The sequence below is a fragment of the Rania fehmarnensis genome (genome assembly GCF_056494185.1).
This window is the reverse complement of sequence record NZ_CM151398.1, coordinates 7,611,821-7,628,772: the sequence shown is the minus strand read 5'-3', so window position 1 is coordinate 7,628,772 and position 16,952 is coordinate 7,611,821. Positions and strand designations below refer to the sequence as shown.

The window sequence follows — 16,952 nt, the reverse complement described above, 5'->3', positions numbered from 1 at the left end:
GATCGACTATGCTCGCTTCTTTTTGGCCGCGGTTTTGGTCGCGGTCTTACTGGTGGTCTTCTTGCGAGTGGACTTGCGAGTGGACTTGCGAAGGTGCGTGCTCTGGCGGCTGGTCTTCGGCTTGGCAACTGTTGACTTGGCCTTCTTTTTCGTTTTGCCATGGCTGCCATGGCCCTCAATGCTGCGCCGCAGCACATCTAAAAAGTTGATCGTTGTCGGTTCGTCATCGGAATCCTCTTCGTCGGGAACATCACGTGGCTCGGTATCGCCGGAAGCGATTTTGTCTTGAATCATTTTCATGACCGCGTCGTGATACTCGTCGTGAAAGTCTTTGGGATTCCACTTGTCGGTCATGCCATCGATCAACTGCATAGCCATATCGCGCTCTTGCTTGGAGGCTTTAACTTTCTGCGACTGGGCAGGCAGGTCGAAGTCCTTCATATCGCGAAGTTCTTGTTGGTAACGCAGCAGCTGCAGTACTAAACCGTCGGCATAGGGTCGCAGGGCAGCGACGTACTGTCGCGTCCGGATAACGACAGTCGCCAGGCCGACGCGCTCGGAGTCGATCAGGGCTGCGCGCAGCAAACCATAGCCTTTGGCTCCGCCTTTTCCTGGCACCAAGTAGTAGGGCTTGTCATAGAATATAGGGTCGATATCGCTCTGATTGACGAACTGCGCGACATCGATCGTGCGCGTTAATTCAGGCGAGGCACGTTGCAGTTCCTCATCGCTCAATAGGACAAGGTTTCCGCCGTCGTCTTCATAACCTTTGACGACTTTGTTCCAAGGAACTTCCTCGCCGGTCTCGTCATTGACGCGCTCGTACCGTACCCGAGCATCATTGCGACTATCGATCAGTCGCAAATTCAGATCCGTACGGCGCTCGGCGGAATATAACACAACCGGGACATTGACCAAGCCAAAGGTAATGTGCCCAGTCCATACAGGTCTGGCCATAGATACACCTCAAACATTTCAGGTGCGTGGGCCAGTGTGCATTCTGCATGCCAATACACGCATCCCAAACAACGCACGTGTCCACTTGCCTTAGGTCGTGTAAGAGGCGTCTAAGGTTGGGTGAGTTGTATGTTTGTCAGGCTGCCAGCAAAGTACTTTTGAGCGCCAAAGCCAATTTCAGCCGGCGCATGGGAATCAAGATTAAAATCGCTGGGTTTAAACAATTTAGATTGAGCCACTTGTTTTCCATCTACTCGCAGCAGTAGGCGATCAGCCAGGCGGATGGCTTCGACGTAATGCCAACCGCTGGGAAACTCATAATCCCAGGTAGCGTTTGCGCCGGCTTCGATCGAGAGGACACGGCCTGAAGGCAAGGTGCCGATGAACAGTCGCCCTTGGTATACGGCCATCGACCAAGCGCGACGATACTTTACATCAGGCGTTTTATCCACTGCGCCTAGCAAGGTCCACTGGTCATCGCGGTCGTAGCGAAAGATTTGTGCGCTGGGCAGCGAACCACCATACAACTTGCCGTTGTATACCAGCAGCGGCATGGCTTCCAGTTCGCCAGCGAATTTGCCCGTGTCTTGCCAACGCGACTCGCCTGTGTATCGATACACGTGCGCTTGTGGCCATTCGCTGACGTGTAGCTGTCCACGATAAATGGCAAAGCCATAAGTCTGAGTGGCGCCGGGTAGCGTGCCTACATGTTTCCACTGCTGTCCATCGAATTGAAATATGGAACCTTCATCGTAACTGGTGGCGAACAGTCCATCTGGGGTAACCGTCATGGCTTCCACGCGTTTGCCATCGGGAACAGCTAAGGCTGTCCAGTTTTGATCGCCTTCGTAACGGAAGAACCCGGCTGGTCGATACAGCGAGCTGGCGTAGAGTCGACCTTGATAGACAACCAAGCTGGCCACGGCTTCTGTTTCTGTTGACAGACTGCCACAAGGCTGCCAAGTGGTGGTTTGGCCGGAAGTCTGCAAGCGAAAGATGTTGCCACCTGAGTTAGGGTTCTCCGATTCAGCCAGGCTGGAACCAGCCAAGCGATACTTCGAGGAAGCAACGTACAGTTGACCATTGTAAACCGCCATGGCGGAGATAGCGTTGGCCTTATCGGGTGAGCCTAAATCTGTCCAACGCTCTCCGCCTTCGAATCGGTAAACATGTCCGGCCTCGTCTTTACCAGCCGAACATGTGGCAGCATACAGCTGCCCATCATGCACGCACATGGCAAATACAAAAACTGCCTGTCCCAGTCGTCCATGATCGGTGAAGTCGGTCTCGAGCCGACCTTGATCGATTCCAAAATGCAGTTGCCGCGAATTGGGTTGGCTATTGGTCACTCCGCCGTGCGTATAAATTCCCAGATGGTAACCCGTGCGAGAATCGGCATCGTATTGATTGATTAAGTCCCCAGCCAGATTGTCTTGCACATTGTCAGCGTTGACCCACATCGAAATCTTGAACGGAGTTGTGCCCAGTTGAGGAGCGCTATCAATCGTGATGCGCGATGAACGGCCATTAAACCTGGCAGAGCCATCGAGTTGGATCTCAGCAGTTGGGTTGAATTGGTCGCGAACAATCGTAACTTGCTGCGAAGTGCTGGCGAGTGGCTGCGACGAATGATCGTTCGTGTCTTGCGTTAGCGGCAAGCGCAAGAGTACTCGCGGCTCTTGAGCGCATAAGCTAGTGCCACTTGCCAGCAGCAAGATGGCAATACAGATAGATTGATACCCATAGTCTCCTTTCGCTCCGCGAAAGGCAAGTGTGTTTGTGATCATCTAATCTGCTTCGGCAAGTTCGGTCGGTTCGTGATGGTATGTTCCTTTTGCGGAGCAAAAGGAGACTATTTAACACGCACAAGTTTCATGATGCGTCCATCTACGTTCCAGTCTTGGACATAGAGGTTGCCATCGTGATCCCAGTAGGAACCGTGAGTGCCGCTGAAGATACCTTCTTGCCATTCGGCTTGAGGGATCTTGTACTCGCGACCCTTCTTTGGATCGGGGTTGTGACCCAATACGGCCATGATCGTATTGCTCTTGTCGAGGATCACCACGCGTCCATGCAGGTCGGGGACCGAAACGTAGTCGCCTTGAACGGCGGCGGATGTCGGCATGCCTAGGCCGTTGATGACTTCTTCGATGAACTCGCCTTCCAGTGAGTAGTGCACGAGCCTGCCTTTGGGTTGATGGTTGCGATCGCAGACCAGTAGTCGCGGTGGATCGTAGCGCGAGTCGAGCACCATGCCGTGAGCCGTGTTGAACTCCTTCAGCTCGTTACCTTTCTTGCCGAAGTGCATCACGTACTTGCCGGTCTGGTCGAACTTGAAAATGTGGTTACTGGCGTAACCGTCCGATAGATAGATGTCACCGCTGGGCGCGACTGCGATCGCCGTGGGGCTGAATTTGTCCAAGTTTAGTCCGGACTCTTTGGGAAATGGTAAACGCAGCGCGATCTTGCCATCGGCGATATTGAACTTGATACCTTCGCCCGCGACATTGCGAGCCCCATAGATGAACTCGGTGTCGCCTTCTTGGCGAATCTTCATATCGTGGATGTTGGAGTAGTCATTACCCAGATAGTTGTGAATGACTTTGCCATCGGGGGAAAACACAAAGACGCCTTCGCTGGCACTGGTGTAAATGTTGCCGGCTTTGTCGATGACTACTGAGCCGTGGGTGGAACCGATGGCAGATTTGCCATCGGGGCGCAATCCCCAGCCGGGCACGGTATCGAAGGTCATAACGCCGCAGCCCATGCGCACAGGCTTGACCTCTTGGGCTAAGGCATGGGGTGCGCATGTCCAGGCAAACAAACACGCAAGCGACAGGGCCAACGAAGTGATTCTCAAGGTGGGACTCCTAGCGGAACGAAGGTCGATGGGGTATGAAGGAATCAACTTACTTTTCAATTTCAGAATTTCAAACTAAAAATTCCAAATTGATTCGCACTAACCTCAAATTTCAGCGTCGACCACTGGCGGCAGTTGTTGTTCTGTTCGCATTTTGGGCAGTTCCTCCGTTGTGGGCTCAAGAGGAAAGCTACTTGAACGTGCCGATGCCGACCATGGGCGGCCAGCAGTTTTGGACTGATTATCGTTGGTCCAGTGGTTGGCGCGTGCAGCGCAATTGGTTGACCGATCACTGGCGACTACTAGATGACAGCGATGTGCGGCGTGCATGGGGATCGCGTGAGGCTTGCATCGCGAAACTCGATCAGCACATCCAAAAGTCGGCTGCAGCGCCGCCGGAGAATGTCGTGGTCTTGTTGCACGGGCTAATGCGATCGGGTGATTCAATGACGCCTCTGGCTCGCGCCACCTTGGACAAACAGTGGCAACCAGTGGTTTTCTCCTATGCGAGTACTCAAGCATCGATCGATGAGCATGCGCGAGCTCTCTGCGAACTGGTCGACAATTTGCCCGGCCAACCACGCCTGGCTTTTGTCGGTCATAGCCTGGGCAACATTGTGGCTCGGCGGGCGATCAAAATGTGGCAGACCGAAGGCGATCCTCGCGAGGTGCTCAAACGTTTGCATCATGTGGTCATGCTCGGTCCGCCCAATCACGGATCGTCGCTGGCCAGATATCTTTCGGGGCTGGGGCTATTCGAAAAGCTGACTGGATCATCGGGCCAAGAGTTGGGCGTAGCCTGGGATGAGTTTCAAGCGAAACTCGCAACCCCGCCCTGCCCTTTTATGATTGTGGCTGGTGATCTATCGGAAAGCTCGCTTAAGAATCCACTGCTCGAAGGTCAAAACGATTTTATTGTCACTGTTGAAGAAACACGCCTGGATGGAGCGGCCGAGAACGTGATTGTGCCTGTAGTGCACGCATATCTTATGTCCGATCGGGACGTCATCGACAAGTCGCTACAGTTTATCGATCAGAATGGCCAGTAAATGATGGCCAGTAGCCCATGGGCGGTGGCAAGGAGAATTTCTGTGCAGTCAGTTCTGGCTGGCGGATCGTTGCTTTTGGTGCTGGGCACGTGGTCACTGTGGACTCCGCAGTGGTTGTTTCCCAGAGTGCCATTGATTTCAGCTCTGGCTGAATTGCCGGAGGGTATCGATCAATGGTTGACTTGGCTATTGCTGGGAAGTTGGCTGGGTGTCAGCGCGGCTTTGTTGGTCTGTCGTGGGCGCTGGTTGGCCTGGTGTTATGCAGGATTATTCGCCGCGCTGGTCGTGCTAGATCAACATCGTTTGCAACCTTGGGGAGTTCACCTGGCGGTTGGTCTGTTGTTGGGAACTTCACGGAAGGACACAGGCTGGAAGCCTATGCCACAGGGAGACACAGGCTGGAAGCCTATGCCACAAGGAGACACAGGCTGGAAGCCTATGCCACAGGGGGACACAGGCTGGAAGCCTATGCCACAGGGGGACACAGGCTGGAAGCCTATGCCACATGATAGAGAATGCGGACAGCGCTGGCTAATCTATCTGACGGCCTCGATCTACATCTATTCGGCTCTCAGTAAATTCGATGCGCAATTCTTGTATACGGTGGGGCAAGATTTTCTCAGTTGTCTGCTAAGTTTGGTGGGTCTGGCCCAGATTCCATTGAGTGAACCAATGCGAGTGGCGTTGGTATGTTGTTTTCCGCTTGGTGAACTGCTGTGCGGGGTGGGGTTGCTGTGGGTACGCTCGCGGACCACTGCGCTGTGGTTGGCAATTATGATGCACATGCTGTTGTTACTGATCTTGGGACCTTGGGGTTTGAATCACTCCTGGGGAGTGCTGCTGTGGAACGCAGTCTTCGTGGCTCAGAATGCCTGGCTGATTCGAGCATTGCGGCCTGATTCAACATCCAATAGACCATCAGTCCTGAACGAAACGTCGGTCGTAAGCGAAACACCAAGAGCGAAGTTAAGGCAACTTGGTGTGGTGCAATGGCTGTGCATTGCCATATTGATCTTGCCGATCGGCGAACGCTGGGGATGGGTCGACCATTGGTTGGGCTGGGCGCTCTATGCACCGCATAGCAGTCGCGCCTCGATTGAAATCGCTGAATCAGCTGTGGATCGGTTGCCAGTAGCGACTCAAGACTATTTCGCCCCCGCTGACCAGCTGGGGTGGCGACGACTGGCAGTTGACCAATGGTCGCTCGACGGCCTAGGCGTGCCGACGTATCCGCAACAAAGGTTCTATGTAGGCGTGGCTCGGGCTCTAGCAGAACGCGTGGACGAATTCGAGATTCGCGTAGTGTTGCAAAGCGTTTCCCAGCGATTCAGCGGGCGCAGGCAGACCACCGTGTTAGAAGGCCGACGCGAGCTGGAACTAGCTGCAGAGCGTTACTGGTTCGGAACGGCTGCGCGGTTTGGTCCCTAGGAGATGCTTTATGTGTAAAGTATTTGTGGTTGATTGGGCTTGTGGCATAGGCTTCCAGCCTGTGTCATGTGGCATAGGCTTCCAGCCTGTGTCGTTACTACCTTTACTGAAACTCAGCTTTGCACAGACTAGTTTTACTTGAAATCCAGCAACAGCTCAGCTGCGGCGATGCCGGATTGGGAATTTGAATGCACACAGGCTGGAAGCCTATGCCACAGAAGACACAGGCTGGAAGCCTATGCCACAGCGATGGGCTAATCTGACTATAATAGGGTTTCTCCAACTCGACTCCCGCCTCAATGTTGTTATTGCCTATGACTATTCATCAGCCGCCTGTCGGCATTCAGCCGCGATTTGCTCTTTTGCATCATGCCATGGACGCGGCTGCTGGACGTTTTGATCACTGGGATCTGATGCTCGAACATTCGGGTAGTTTGTTGACGTTCGAATTGATGCGAGTTCCTTCTGGTCCGGGTTTGATGGAGACGCGGCGACTGAAGGATCACCGCCTGGCTTATTTGGATTACGAAGGGCACATTTCCGATAATCGGGGGCAAGTTTATCGACTGGACCGAGGGCGCTACCGGGAAATACATATTCAAGAGGTCAGTTATCCCCGCCGTTTTCAATACGAATTGACTGGCAGTCGTCTAACTGCTCTGTTGGGGTGCGATCAGCCACTCTTTTTGCTGCCGTTTGGGCAACCTATCGAACTGGAAGTTGTGAAATGGGACCTGCATGATTAGAAGCTTGGTGACTGCTTGGATGCGTATGTTACCCAATCCCGGATCATTGACAGTCTTTTCGCCCGCAAATTAGAATCGGCATCCCCTGATCTTCCCTTAACCCCACATCCCGATCCCATTGCAAAAGGTCGCCTTGATGAGCGAGCATGTCGAAGGCCAAGTCCATACCGTGATGGTGGAACAGCGGCTTTTTCCACCTACTGCCGAGTTCGCTGCCGAAGCTCGCATCAAAAGCCTGGCTGAATACGAGCAGCTATACAAACGCTCGATGGCCGATACTGAGGCCTTTTGGGCAGCCGAAGCCCGCGAGCATTTGTACTGGTCCAAACCGTTCACCAAAACGCTTCAGTGGAACGAACCGTTTGCCGAGTGGTTTTCCGACGGCGAGACCAACGCCAGCGCCAACTGCTTGGATGTGCATATCAACAACGGACTGGGTAACCGCCGAGCGATCATCTGGGAGGGTGAACCGGGCGAGATGCGCGAGCTGACCTACGCCCAGTTGCATCGCGAAGTCTGCCGGGCAGCCAACATGTTAAAGGGGCTCGGCGTCCAGCGCGGCGACGTGGTCAGTATCTACATGCCCATGACGCCCGAATTGGCCGTGGCCATGCTGGCCTGTGCCCGCATCGGTGCTGTGCATTCGGTTATCTTCGCCGGTTTTTCGGCCGAAGCGGTAGCCGATCGCAATAACGATGCTCAGGCCAAGATTCAGATTACCAGTGACGGTTTGTACCGACGCGGCAAGATTCTGCCGTTGAAGCAAACCATTGACGAAGCTCTAGCCAAGAGTCCCAGCATCGAGAAGTGCATTGTCCTCAAACGCGTTGGCAATGAAGTCAACATGACCGCCGGTCGCGACGTTTGGTGGCATGAGCAGATGGAACAGGCCAGCGATGATTGCCCAGCCGAATCATTGCCAGCGGAAACGCCACTGTTCATCCTGTATACCAGCGGGTCGACGGGCAAGCCCAAGGGCATTCGTCATACGACCGCTGGTTACAACTTATTTGCCAAGCGGACCTTTCAGTGGGTCTTCGATCATCGCGATGATGACATCTACTGGTGCACTGCGGATTGCGGATGGATTACGGGACACAGCTACGTAGTCTATGGTCCACTATCGGCTGGCGCTACGGTGCTGATGTATGAAGGCGCGCCCAATTGGCCAGAAGAAGATCGCTTCTGGGCACTGATTGAAAAGTATGGCGTTACGATCCTGTACACAGCTCCCACGGCGATTCGCGCGTTTATCAAGTGGGGCGATCATCACGTTGACAAGCACGATTTGACTAGCTTGAGGTTGCTGGGCAGCGTGGGCGAAGGCATCAATCCAGAAGCTTGGATGTGGTATCACCGTAAAATCGGCGGTGGACGTTGTCCGATTGTGGATACCTGGTGGCAAACGGAAACCGGCGGCATCATGATGTCCCCGTTGCCCGGTGCCATCTCTACCAAACCTGGCAGTTGTACCAAGCCGCTACCCGGTATCAGTCCACGTATCGTCGACGACAAAGGTCAAGAGGTTCCGGCCGGTCGCGGCGGCATGTTGTGCGTCGACAAACCCTGGCCGGGCATGCTGCGTGGTATTTGGGGCGATGACGCGCGGTACCAAGAGCAGTACTGGACCAAGGTGCCAGGCATGTATTTAACTGGGGATAATGCCCGGTGCGATAGCGACGGTTACTTCTGGATCATGGGTCGCATCGACGACGTTATCAACGTGGCTGGCCATCGTTTGAGCACGATCGAAGTCGAAAGTGCCTTGGTATCGCACCCGGCGGTGGCCGAAGCGGCGGTGGTTGCCAAGCCCGATGAGATTCGCGGCCAGGCAATTTCAGCGTTTGTCACGCTGCGTGGCGGCGAGCCCAGCGACGAACTGCGGCAAGCCCTGCGGATGCACGTGCGCAAAGAAATCGGGGCCCTGGCCCAGCCCGACGATGTTCACTTTACCAGTGCCCTGCCCAAGACGCGAAGTGGTAAAATCATGAGGCGCCTGTTGCGGGACATTGCGTCGGGTAAAGAGAGTGTTGGCGATACGTCCACGCTCGAAGATTACTCGGTCTTGGCCAAGCTCCGCGGTGACGAAGAATCCTAATCTCACTTTTCCAACTGTCTACTTGTGGCACATGAATGAGTCAAGCAGATCGGCCGGCGACTGAAGCACACGCGAAATCGCCGCAGCCGAGCCTGCTGGGCGGGCTGTGGCGTCGCACGGTAAATGCCTATCGACGACGCCAGGAACTGAACAACAACCAAGTGCGATTCCGCTTGTCGCGCGAAGGTTTTCATTTCCTGATGATTCTGCTGTTCATTCTCATCGGAGCGGTCCTGCGCGACATTAGTTTGCTGGTGCTGCTGGCCGGAGTGATGTTCGCGCTGCTGCTCATTCAGTGGCGTGTGGGAACTCGCAGTGTGTCAGGGTTAGAAGTCAAACGCGAGATTCCGCATACCACGGTTTGTGGATTGCAGATCGATGTACGAATGACCGTAGCTAATCAACGTCGCTGGTTGGGAGCTTGGCTGCTAACGGTCGAAGATCATATTGAGCAACTGGCACCCAGTCGCCGCATCAACTATCAACGCGCTCTGACCGTGGTTGATGATGTCGCGCCAGGCAAGCAGCGTCAGGGCACCTATCATTTGGTATTTCATCAGCGTGGTCACTATCGCGTTGGTCCAACAACCGTCTCGACCAGGTACCCGCTGAATTTGGGGCGGAGCATGCGTTTGTTCAGCATGCGCAATACGGTCGTCGTCCATCCTCGCCAAGGCATTCTGACCAATCGCTGCCACGAGTTGTTTCGCGTCGAGCGACAGGGACTGTCGCGAGCCATCGCTCGAGCCGGAGTCAACGAAGGCGAGTTCTTTGGTCTGCGCCAGTGGCACAATGGCGATTCGCAGCGCTGGATTCATTGGCGCACTACGGCTCGCTTGGGTGAGCTAAGTGTTCGTCAATTCGAGCAGCAGCAACGGATGCAGGCAGTTGTTGTGCTCGATCTGCATGCCAAGCCTGAAGATCTGTGGTCGTTGGTCGAATCACCTGTGGTGGAGCGGGCCATTGGTTTCATGGCCACCTTGGCTGTGGAACTGGTCGGCCGCGGGCGGCACAAGTTGAGCGTGGCCATTGCTGGTCGCGATATTGTTGGCCTGCCGAACGTGCAGAGCCGTATACTGGTGGATGACTTGTTGGATCGCCTGGCCAGTGCCGCCAGCACAGCTCAAAAAGACGCTTTGCCTCGAGCGCTGGAACAGGTGCAGGCCAGCCTGGTACGCAACCCGCTGTTGATCGTGATTAGCACTCGTAGCAATACGATGCCGCAGTTGATCAAGAGTATGCCAGAGAGTTTGGGTAAACGCGTGCTGGAGAGAATCAGTCTGCGGTGGTTAAATGTGGCGGCCGATGATTTGGAGCCTTACTTTCAATGGTCCGAGATGAAATCGTCCGCGTCCGACGTCTCCTGACGTTGATGCTGGTGCTGTTAGCGTTTCTGACATCGACGCTGGTTGCCTTGGGCAGTCAGAGTGCGTTTCTGCCGTTGTTGGTGCTGGTGATTGGCGTATCATCGCTGTTGTTTGTCGATTGGCTGGAATGGTTTTCGCTGCACCATGTGTTGGCGTATTTCGGCATGATCTTGGGCACGATCGTGGCCTTGTCCGATTATTTTCGCAACGCAGGGGCCGATACCAGTAAGCAGCTATGCGCGATCGCTAGTCTGCTGATCTATCCCGAGCTAGTCATCATGTTGCAGCGCAAGAACCTGCGGCTGTTCGAGCAGATGGCGATCTTTCTGCTGCTGGAGATCATCGTAGCGGCGCTGGTCAACGATAACGTGCTATTCGGCGTATTGTTGGCACCGATCGTGTTGCTGTGGGTTGCTTCGCTGTTGCTATTCACTCGCTATGCGGCTTTGATTCAATTGGCACCGGATTTGGACAAGCCGACGCCGCGCGTGATCGAGCTGATCATGGATGCATGGTCGCGGGCTAGATCGCGAAATCAACCGACTCCCACCAAGATGCTGGAAGTGGTGCAGCCTGCCAACGCTCGGGCTCAATCCGCCGGCGTGATTACGCTGATGGGACAGGCGGGGCCAATTGGTATTGTTAGTTTGGCGTTTGCGGGCCTGTACTTCTATCTCTTGCCCAGAGCCGCCGGCGACATGGAATCGCTGGCCCTGGCTCCACGGACGGGACTGTCCGATACGATGGTCTTGGGTTCCATGGGCAAGTTGTTGCAAGACAAGGAGGTCGCCTTGCGGCTGAGTTTGCGAGATGCCTCTGGTCAACCGTATCGCTTGGAGAGCCCGCCCTACATTCGCGGCACGGTGGTCAGCCGCTACTTCCGCGATCAGAACAACAAGACCACTTCTTTTCAGGGAACTGACACGCATCAGGCGGCAGATCTGCTTGAATTGCTGGGTGGTTTGCATTATGCCGACGATGCCTTGGCCGGCGACAAGGTGATTGCTAACTTCGAAATCCTCTCGCCTGATGGATCGCTCTTGCCGTGCCTGGCCCCGATGGCCAATCACGATCGCGATAAGCAGTTCATGATGATCATCCCATTCGAATGGCGACTATTTGACAAACGCTCGGATCACTTTCCACATCGGACCAAACTGCAATATGAGCTGATGACGACGGCGTTTCGGCAAGGGCAAGAGTGGCCAGTGTTGCCCGACTGTCGACGGTTGATCAATCGTCCCGATCGCAACGTGCATGCGGTTCTCCTGTCGCAGCTCTCTCAGGCTCGTCAAGAACGGCAAGCATATTCCACTGGCTGGATTGATCGGTTCATCGACAAAGTGAAAGCGCGTTCGCCACAAGCAACTTCACCGATCAAGTTGGCCCAAGCTGTGGAGAACTATCTTTCGCAGTCGGGTGAATTCACTTACTCGCTGGTGCACTCCATCTCTCGGTTCAACGATATCGATCCTATTGAAGACTTTGTGGTCAATCAAAAGCGAGGTCATTGCCAATACTATGCGGCCGCGCTAACGATGACGCTCCGGCATCTGGGCATTCCGACGCGGATCGTCATGGGCTACCATCCGCTGGAGTACAACGAAATTGGCGATTATTTTACGGTTCGACGTCGCGATGCGCACGCGTGGGTGGAAGCCTATTTTGAAGCAGATGAACTGCGCGAGATTGGGCTCTATACACCGGAGCTGGGGCAGTATGGCGGCTGGCTGCGCATGGATCCCACGCCGGCCGGGCCGGGCTCCAATGCAGGTGATGATCTGCGGGCTCAGTCCGATCAAGGTGTTGATTACGTCAATCGAGTCTGGAATGAATACGTTCTAAATGGTCGTCAGCGCGCCGAAGAAAACTCGCTGTATGCCCCGCTGCAGGAATCGACCGTCGAGACCTACAAGCAGATGTTGGAGCTCAGTAAAGAGCTGATACGTCGCGCGCGCGATGCAGAGTTCGTCGGCGGGGCGATCAATCGTGACAACTGGTTTTCCTGGCCTGTGGCAGTCTTGATTATGCTAGCCGGAGCCGCGGTGGTGATGAGCGTACGCTTAGCTCGCTGGTTGCCAAGGCTGGCACCGCAACTGGCCCGCAAGCTTGGATTGCGTCAAAGTGCCGAAGAGATCCAGCAGCAGTTCTTCAAGCAGTGTATGCGCATGCTCCGCCGCGCAGGCTTTATTCGGAACTGGAGCCAAACGGTGCAAGAGTACACCGGCCAGGCCGCCACCGAATTAGCAGAGGCGGACCACTGGCGAGATGCTCCACGCCAGCTGAGCTTGTTGACCGACGCCTACTATCAAGTACGTTTCGGTGGCAACAAAGTACTCCAGCCCGAGACGCTGGAACGCATAGGTACTGCGCTGGATGAGATGGAAGAGAGCGTTAACAAACGCGGACGCCGGTAGCGGAATGCGTCAAGCATTTCGAACCATCAGAATACGTCAAGCGTTTGAAAGTTTGACGCTGCCGGTTCGAAAGCCTTGACGGCTTCCGCTACGGATAGTGCCGGTAGGTTGCGGTTTAGGCGACGATATTGACTCGGCGGCCTTCTTGGTCGAATTGGACGACGCCTTCTTTGAGGGCGAACAGGGTGTAATCCTTGCCCATGCCGACGTTGCGACCAGGGTGAAACTTGGTGCCGACTTGGCGAACCAGGATCGAACCGGCGGTGACTTGTTCGCCACCGAAGCGCTTTACGCCACGACGCTGAGCATTGCTGTCGCGTCCGTTACGGGTCGAGCCCTGACCTTTCTTGTGTGCCATCGCTGAATTCTCTGCCTAATTGGATTTCGATATGTTTGGTATTCTGGAGAACTCAGAATCCTAGCGATAAACCCAATAATGATCAAGTCGTTCTCGCAAACCGTATTTGGCTAGCACGCGTTTTTGTTGGACTGGGTCGGCCAAGGCTGGCACCCCGTAGCGGATGATGTCGGCCAGTTCGTTGACCGTATCGCCGGGGCGGGAAAAGTTCAGGACCAGCGTTTTTTGCTTGCTGACCAATTCACCCTCAACAGTTTCGGTTTTCTGGGCATTGGTTAGCCCGCGAATTTCCACGGAGAAGAAATCAGTTCGAGGGTCAACGTCAGTCCAGGTGGCGACCCCCCAGACTTCATTGGACTCGAGTTCCGTCGACAACTTGACAGGCACGCGTTGGATGGCGATGTGATCGTAGACTGGCTTGCCGACGCGTTCTTTTTCCATGATCAGCGGTAGCGCTTGCGGAATTAGTTTGCTATTGGTCTGTCTACCCAGGGCGGTGGAGTTGAGGGTAAAGTGCGGCATGAACCGACGCTCGGTGCGTCCGGCGCTGGGGGTCGGTTGATAGACGTCGTTGCCAAACTGATCTTTCTCGAGCTTGGGAACTATGTCGCCGCCCTTGTATTTGACGTAATACAGCAAGTACCACACAACCTTGGTTTGGGTTTCACCCGTCGCGGTTGACAGGTCCACAGCGAGCATGCGTACCGGTTTGAATCCAATTTCCAAACCCCAGATTTCATTGCGGAAGATCTCGTCTTTGACTTTGTTGACCAGGGTCTCAGAAGTGGGCGCGAAATTGGGAGTCCACTGCAGAGAATCGGCAGACTTCAGGGGCAATGTCAGCGGACCTTCGACCGTATCACCCAATTCGGGCGACGGCGGAATAATGTTGATAGCGTCCGCGGCCAGGCGACGACCTGAGTTGGCCGTGACGGGCAATCCGCCTGCAGGCGCTAGGTTATCTTGGGCCGGCACAAAATCGACGCCCACCAGCGCCAAAGCCAGGGAGAAGGCTGCCAAACCTTGAAACGAACGCTGCCAGCGTAAAACCATGCTTGAATCCGTTTTACTAATAGCGGCCAGAGCCGAGACGAGAGTTATCCGATTCTTCCAACCTTGTAGTGTAGTCGCTCTCCGGCAGAACTAAAGCATTTTTGGGATTGGGGAATTGAAATTTGAGATTTGAAATTTCAAGTTTGAGTTTTGCGATTCGCAGCGATTTCGAGGTTTGCACAGGCTATCATACTCACTGGTCAACCTCTTCCCGCACTCGATCATTCCCCCCAAGCAGGAGCCACGCTATGGCTTTATCTCGCCGACATTTTGTCAAAACCTCAGCTATTCTCACCGTGGCCGCTGCGGCGCTGCGTTATGCCCCGATTGCCTTGGCTGCAGACCAAAGCGGTCTGAAACTGGGCATCCAGTTGTATTCGCTTCGCGGCTACAAAGATGCCACCATTGCTCTCAAGCACGCCAAAGACTTGGGTTTTGAACAAGTCGAGTTCTATAGCGGCATGTTTCCCCTGGACTCCACGCCTGAACAAATCGCAGCCATTACAAAGCAGGTCAGCGATTTGGGGCTGAGCATTTCCGCGCACGGCGTCAATCATTTGTCCAAAAACGATGCAGCCAATCGCAAGGTCTTTGAGTTCGCCAAAGCCGCGGGCATTCGCAACATCACGGCTGATCCCGACCCCGATTCCTTCGACAGTATAGAGCAGTTGGTCAAGGAATTTGATATTCGCGTGGCCATTCATAATCACGGTCCAACGCACCGCTACAACAAAGCGATCGACGTGCTGCGAGCCGTTGAAAAGCGCGATGCGCGCATTGGGGCATGTGCCGATCTGGGGCACTTTATTCGTTCCGGCGAGGAGCCAACGCAAGTGGTTCGGTTGTTGACCGGTCGCCTCTTTGGCGTGCATTTGAAGGACTTTGCTGAGAAGCAAGACAAGACAAAGGGGGTCATCTTGGGTAAAGGCCACCTGAACGTGGCTGAGGTCTTTGCAGCCCTGGTGGATACTAAGTTCCCCGCCGATGGCGCCCTGTCGCTGGAATATGAAGAGAACGAACAGAACCCGCTGGAGGATATCCGGCAGTGCGTGAAAGTTGCGAAAGACGCTCTTAAGGAGATTGGCTAATTTCCCAAAACTTCGCAGCTGGAACAGATTTCGCTTCGCATGGCGACGTAATCTCTTCCTAGACGCCCCGGTGCACGCAGGTGGTAAAATCTACCCAGCCTGCTTGTACCTCCCCGTTGATTGGTTATCCTAGCAAGTGAGTTCCGAATAATCCTCACATTCGGTAGTTTTTGACATTGTCAGCCGTGGAGTTTGGGCACATGAAGTACACAATGGTTCGGCTTTTCGTCATCGCAGCCAGTTGCTGCGTCGTGTCGCTAGTGGCCAGTCCCGCTAGTGCGGGTTTTGGGCTGCTGCATCGTGGCGGCTCCACTGGCGGTTCCAGTGGTGGCGCAGGCTATGGAAGCAGTGGCGGCTATGGGGCTGCGAGTTATGCGTCCGCAGGCTATGGTTCCACAGGCTACGCAGCTGCAAGCTATGGTAGCAGCGGTGGCTATGCTGGTTATGGCTACGGCAGCACTGGCGGTAGCTCCGGTGGCGGTAGCTCCGGTGCTGTTGCCTACGGCTCCTCTGGTCACGGTCCAGGACCCCTGCGTCGCTTTGCTGCTCACGTCCACGATCACATGGCCGCCAAGCACGCACGTCGCGCGGCTTACGCCAGCAGTGGCGGCTCAAGTGGCAGCTATGTTGGCTCCTATGGCAGCACTGGCGGAAGCAGTGGTAGCTACGTCGGTTCCTATGGTAGCAGCGGCTATAGCACCTCCTACGGAAGCAGTGGCGGTTACGGCGGCTACAGTAGTTCCTATGGCAGCAGCGGTGGATACAGCACCTCGTACGGCAGCACTGGCTATAGCACGTCTTATGGCAGCACGGGCTCGTCGAGCTATGGTAGCACCGGCAGCAGCTATTCAAGCGGCTACATTGGCGTCTCGAATCAATCACCCGCAGGCGCAGCCAGCTTGGCTTCACACAGCGCTAACAGCGATAGCGATGCGATCTACTTGAATGTGGATGTACCTGCCGCAGCCAAGATTTATGTCAATGACATGCCAACCACCAGCACGGGTGCTAGCCGTCAATACGTCAGTCGCGGTCTGGTTCCAGGCAAGAGCTACAAGTTTGAACTGCGAGCTGAAGTTGTGGCTGCAGACGGACAAGTCGCCAAGGAAACCAAGCTGGTGACCTTGACCGCCGGACAGAAAGAAGCAGTTCAGTTTGTCTCGCTGCAAGATACGCGTGTACAAACGGCGGTTACGTTGAATGTGCCGGCAGATGCCAAGGTCATTCTGGCTGGTAACGAAACCAAGGCCACCGGTGAAGTGCGGACCTTCCGCACATCACAATTGACCGCTGGTCAACAGTGGGATGATTACATCGTCGAAGTTCATCACGATGGCCAAGTCAAACGTGAAAGCCTACGCTTGATTGCTGGTGATGAAGTCTCGTTGACCTTCAATTTCGACGAAGACAAAGATCTAGTCGCTAGCCGTTAATCGGCGGTATTCGGTCAACCCAAGCTGCAGCGGCTGACGCCAGCGGCCAGCAATACAAACCCTCGTGGCTCACGCTGCGAGGGTTTTTTATTTGCAGG

The 16,952-nt window shown here is 54.9% G+C and carries 13 protein-coding genes; 8 read left to right on the top strand and 5 right to left on the bottom strand.

Going from position 1 to position 16,952, the window contains the following annotated elements; all coding sequences use genetic code 11:
• Positions 1–6: 6 nt before the first annotated feature.
• From ku to SH573x_RS25955, 3 genes are all read right to left on the bottom strand, one after another.
• Positions 7–957 (bottom strand): non-homologous end joining protein Ku, encoded by a 951-nt coding sequence (gene ku / locus SH573x_RS25965; protein ID WP_479350964.1) that lies wholly within the window; start codon positions 955–957, stop codon positions 7–9.
• Positions 958–1,067: 110 nt separating this feature from the next.
• Positions 1,068–2,744 carry a Kelch repeat-containing protein gene (locus SH573x_RS25960; RefSeq protein WP_479350963.1) on the bottom strand — a complete coding sequence of 559 codons (1,677 nt, stop codon included), beginning with the start codon at positions 2,742–2,744 and terminating at the stop codon, positions 1,068–1,070.
• 65 nt (positions 2,745–2,809) lie between these two features.
• Complete coding sequence (locus SH573x_RS25955; protein ID WP_479350962.1) at positions 2,810–3,817, bottom strand: NHL repeat-containing protein; 1,008 nt, start codon at positions 3,815–3,817, stop codon at positions 2,810–2,812.
• Between the two features lie 35 nt (positions 3,818–3,852).
• Here SH573x_RS25955 and SH573x_RS25950 point away from each other — a divergent pair, with 35 nt between their 5' ends.
• From SH573x_RS25950 to SH573x_RS25925, 6 genes are all read left to right on the top strand, one after another.
• Complete coding sequence (locus SH573x_RS25950; RefSeq protein ID WP_479350961.1) at positions 3,853–4,866, top strand: esterase/lipase family protein; 1,014 nt, start codon at positions 3,853–3,855, stop codon at positions 4,864–4,866.
• Positions 4,867–4,908: 42 nt separating this feature from the next.
• Positions 4,909–6,294: a hypothetical protein gene (locus SH573x_RS25945; RefSeq protein WP_479350960.1), complete on the top strand. Its 1,386-nt coding sequence runs from the start codon at positions 4,909–4,911 to the stop codon at positions 6,292–6,294.
• Between the two features lie 314 nt (positions 6,295–6,608).
• On the top strand, positions 6,609–7,040 hold the full coding sequence (locus SH573x_RS25940) for a DNA polymerase ligase N-terminal domain-containing protein (protein ID WP_479350959.1): 432 nt from the start codon (positions 6,609–6,611) through the stop codon (positions 7,038–7,040).
• A gap of 136 nt (positions 7,041–7,176) precedes the next feature.
• Positions 7,177–9,138, top strand: a complete 1,962-nt coding sequence (gene acs / locus SH573x_RS25935; RefSeq protein WP_479350958.1) for an acetate--CoA ligase — start codon at positions 7,177–7,179, stop codon at positions 9,136–9,138.
• Between the two features lie 35 nt (positions 9,139–9,173).
• A complete protein-coding gene (locus tag SH573x_RS25930) occupies positions 9,174–10,505 on the top strand; it encodes a DUF58 domain-containing protein (RefSeq protein WP_479350957.1) in 1,332 nt (443 codons plus the stop codon).
• The gene (locus SH573x_RS25925; protein ID WP_479350956.1) at positions 10,466–12,922 is read left to right on the top strand and encodes a transglutaminase TgpA family protein; all 2,457 of its coding nucleotides are present in this window, start codon (positions 10,466–10,468) and stop codon (positions 12,920–12,922) included. The genes SH573x_RS25930 and SH573x_RS25925 overlap by 40 nt, the downstream gene beginning before the upstream one ends.
• Before the next feature lie 115 nt (positions 12,923–13,037).
• Here the strand turns inward: SH573x_RS25925 and rpmA are convergent, their stop codons facing one another.
• Positions 13,038–13,280: a 50S ribosomal protein L27 gene (gene rpmA / locus SH573x_RS25920; RefSeq protein ID WP_479350955.1), complete on the bottom strand. Its 243-nt coding sequence runs from the start codon at positions 13,278–13,280 to the stop codon at positions 13,038–13,040.
• Between the two features lie 60 nt (positions 13,281–13,340).
• A complete protein-coding gene (locus SH573x_RS25915) occupies positions 13,341–14,333 on the bottom strand; it encodes a hypothetical protein (RefSeq protein WP_479350954.1) in 993 nt (330 codons plus the stop codon).
• Positions 14,334–14,581: 248 nt separating this feature from the next.
• Between SH573x_RS25915 and SH573x_RS25910 the strand changes: the two genes are divergently transcribed.
• Together SH573x_RS25910 and SH573x_RS25905 are read left to right on the top strand one after the other, a co-directional pair.
• Positions 14,582–15,421 carry a sugar phosphate isomerase/epimerase family protein gene (locus SH573x_RS25910; RefSeq protein WP_479350953.1) on the top strand — a complete coding sequence of 280 codons (840 nt, stop codon included), beginning with the start codon at positions 14,582–14,584 and terminating at the stop codon, positions 15,419–15,421.
• A gap of 200 nt (positions 15,422–15,621) precedes the next feature.
• Positions 15,622–16,854, top strand: a complete 1,233-nt coding sequence (locus SH573x_RS25905) for a TIGR03000 domain-containing protein (protein ID WP_479350952.1) — start codon at positions 15,622–15,624, stop codon at positions 16,852–16,854.
• Positions 16,855–16,952: the final 98 nt, after the last annotated feature.

Coding starts and splice junctions, on each gene's coding strand:
- ku (WP_479350964.1), bottom strand. CDS start 957: ATGGCCAGACCTGTATGGACTGGGCACATTACCTTTGGCTTGGTCAAT.
- SH573x_RS25960 (WP_479350963.1), bottom strand. CDS start 2,744: ATGATCACAAACACACTTGCCTTTCGCGGAGCGAAAGGAGACTATGGG.
- SH573x_RS25950 (WP_479350961.1), top strand. CDS start 3,853: ATGAAGGAATCAACTTACTTTTCAATTTCAGAATTTCAAACTAAAAAT.
- SH573x_RS25940 (WP_479350959.1), top strand. CDS start 6,609: ATGACTATTCATCAGCCGCCTGTCGGCATTCAGCCGCGATTTGCTCTT.
- acs (WP_479350958.1), top strand. CDS start 7,177: ATGAGCGAGCATGTCGAAGGCCAAGTCCATACCGTGATGGTGGAACAG.
- SH573x_RS25930 (WP_479350957.1), top strand. CDS start 9,174: ATGAGTCAAGCAGATCGGCCGGCGACTGAAGCACACGCGAAATCGCCG.
- SH573x_RS25925 (WP_479350956.1), top strand. CDS start 10,466: ATGGTCCGAGATGAAATCGTCCGCGTCCGACGTCTCCTGACGTTGATG.
- rpmA (WP_479350955.1), bottom strand. CDS start 13,280: ATGGCACACAAGAAAGGTCAGGGCTCGACCCGTAACGGACGCGACAGC.
- SH573x_RS25915 (WP_479350954.1), bottom strand. CDS start 14,333: ATGGTTTTACGCTGGCAGCGTTCGTTTCAAGGTTTGGCAGCCTTCTCC.
- SH573x_RS25910 (WP_479350953.1), top strand. CDS start 14,582: ATGGCTTTATCTCGCCGACATTTTGTCAAAACCTCAGCTATTCTCACC.
- SH573x_RS25905 (WP_479350952.1), top strand. CDS start 15,622: ATGAAGTACACAATGGTTCGGCTTTTCGTCATCGCAGCCAGTTGCTGC.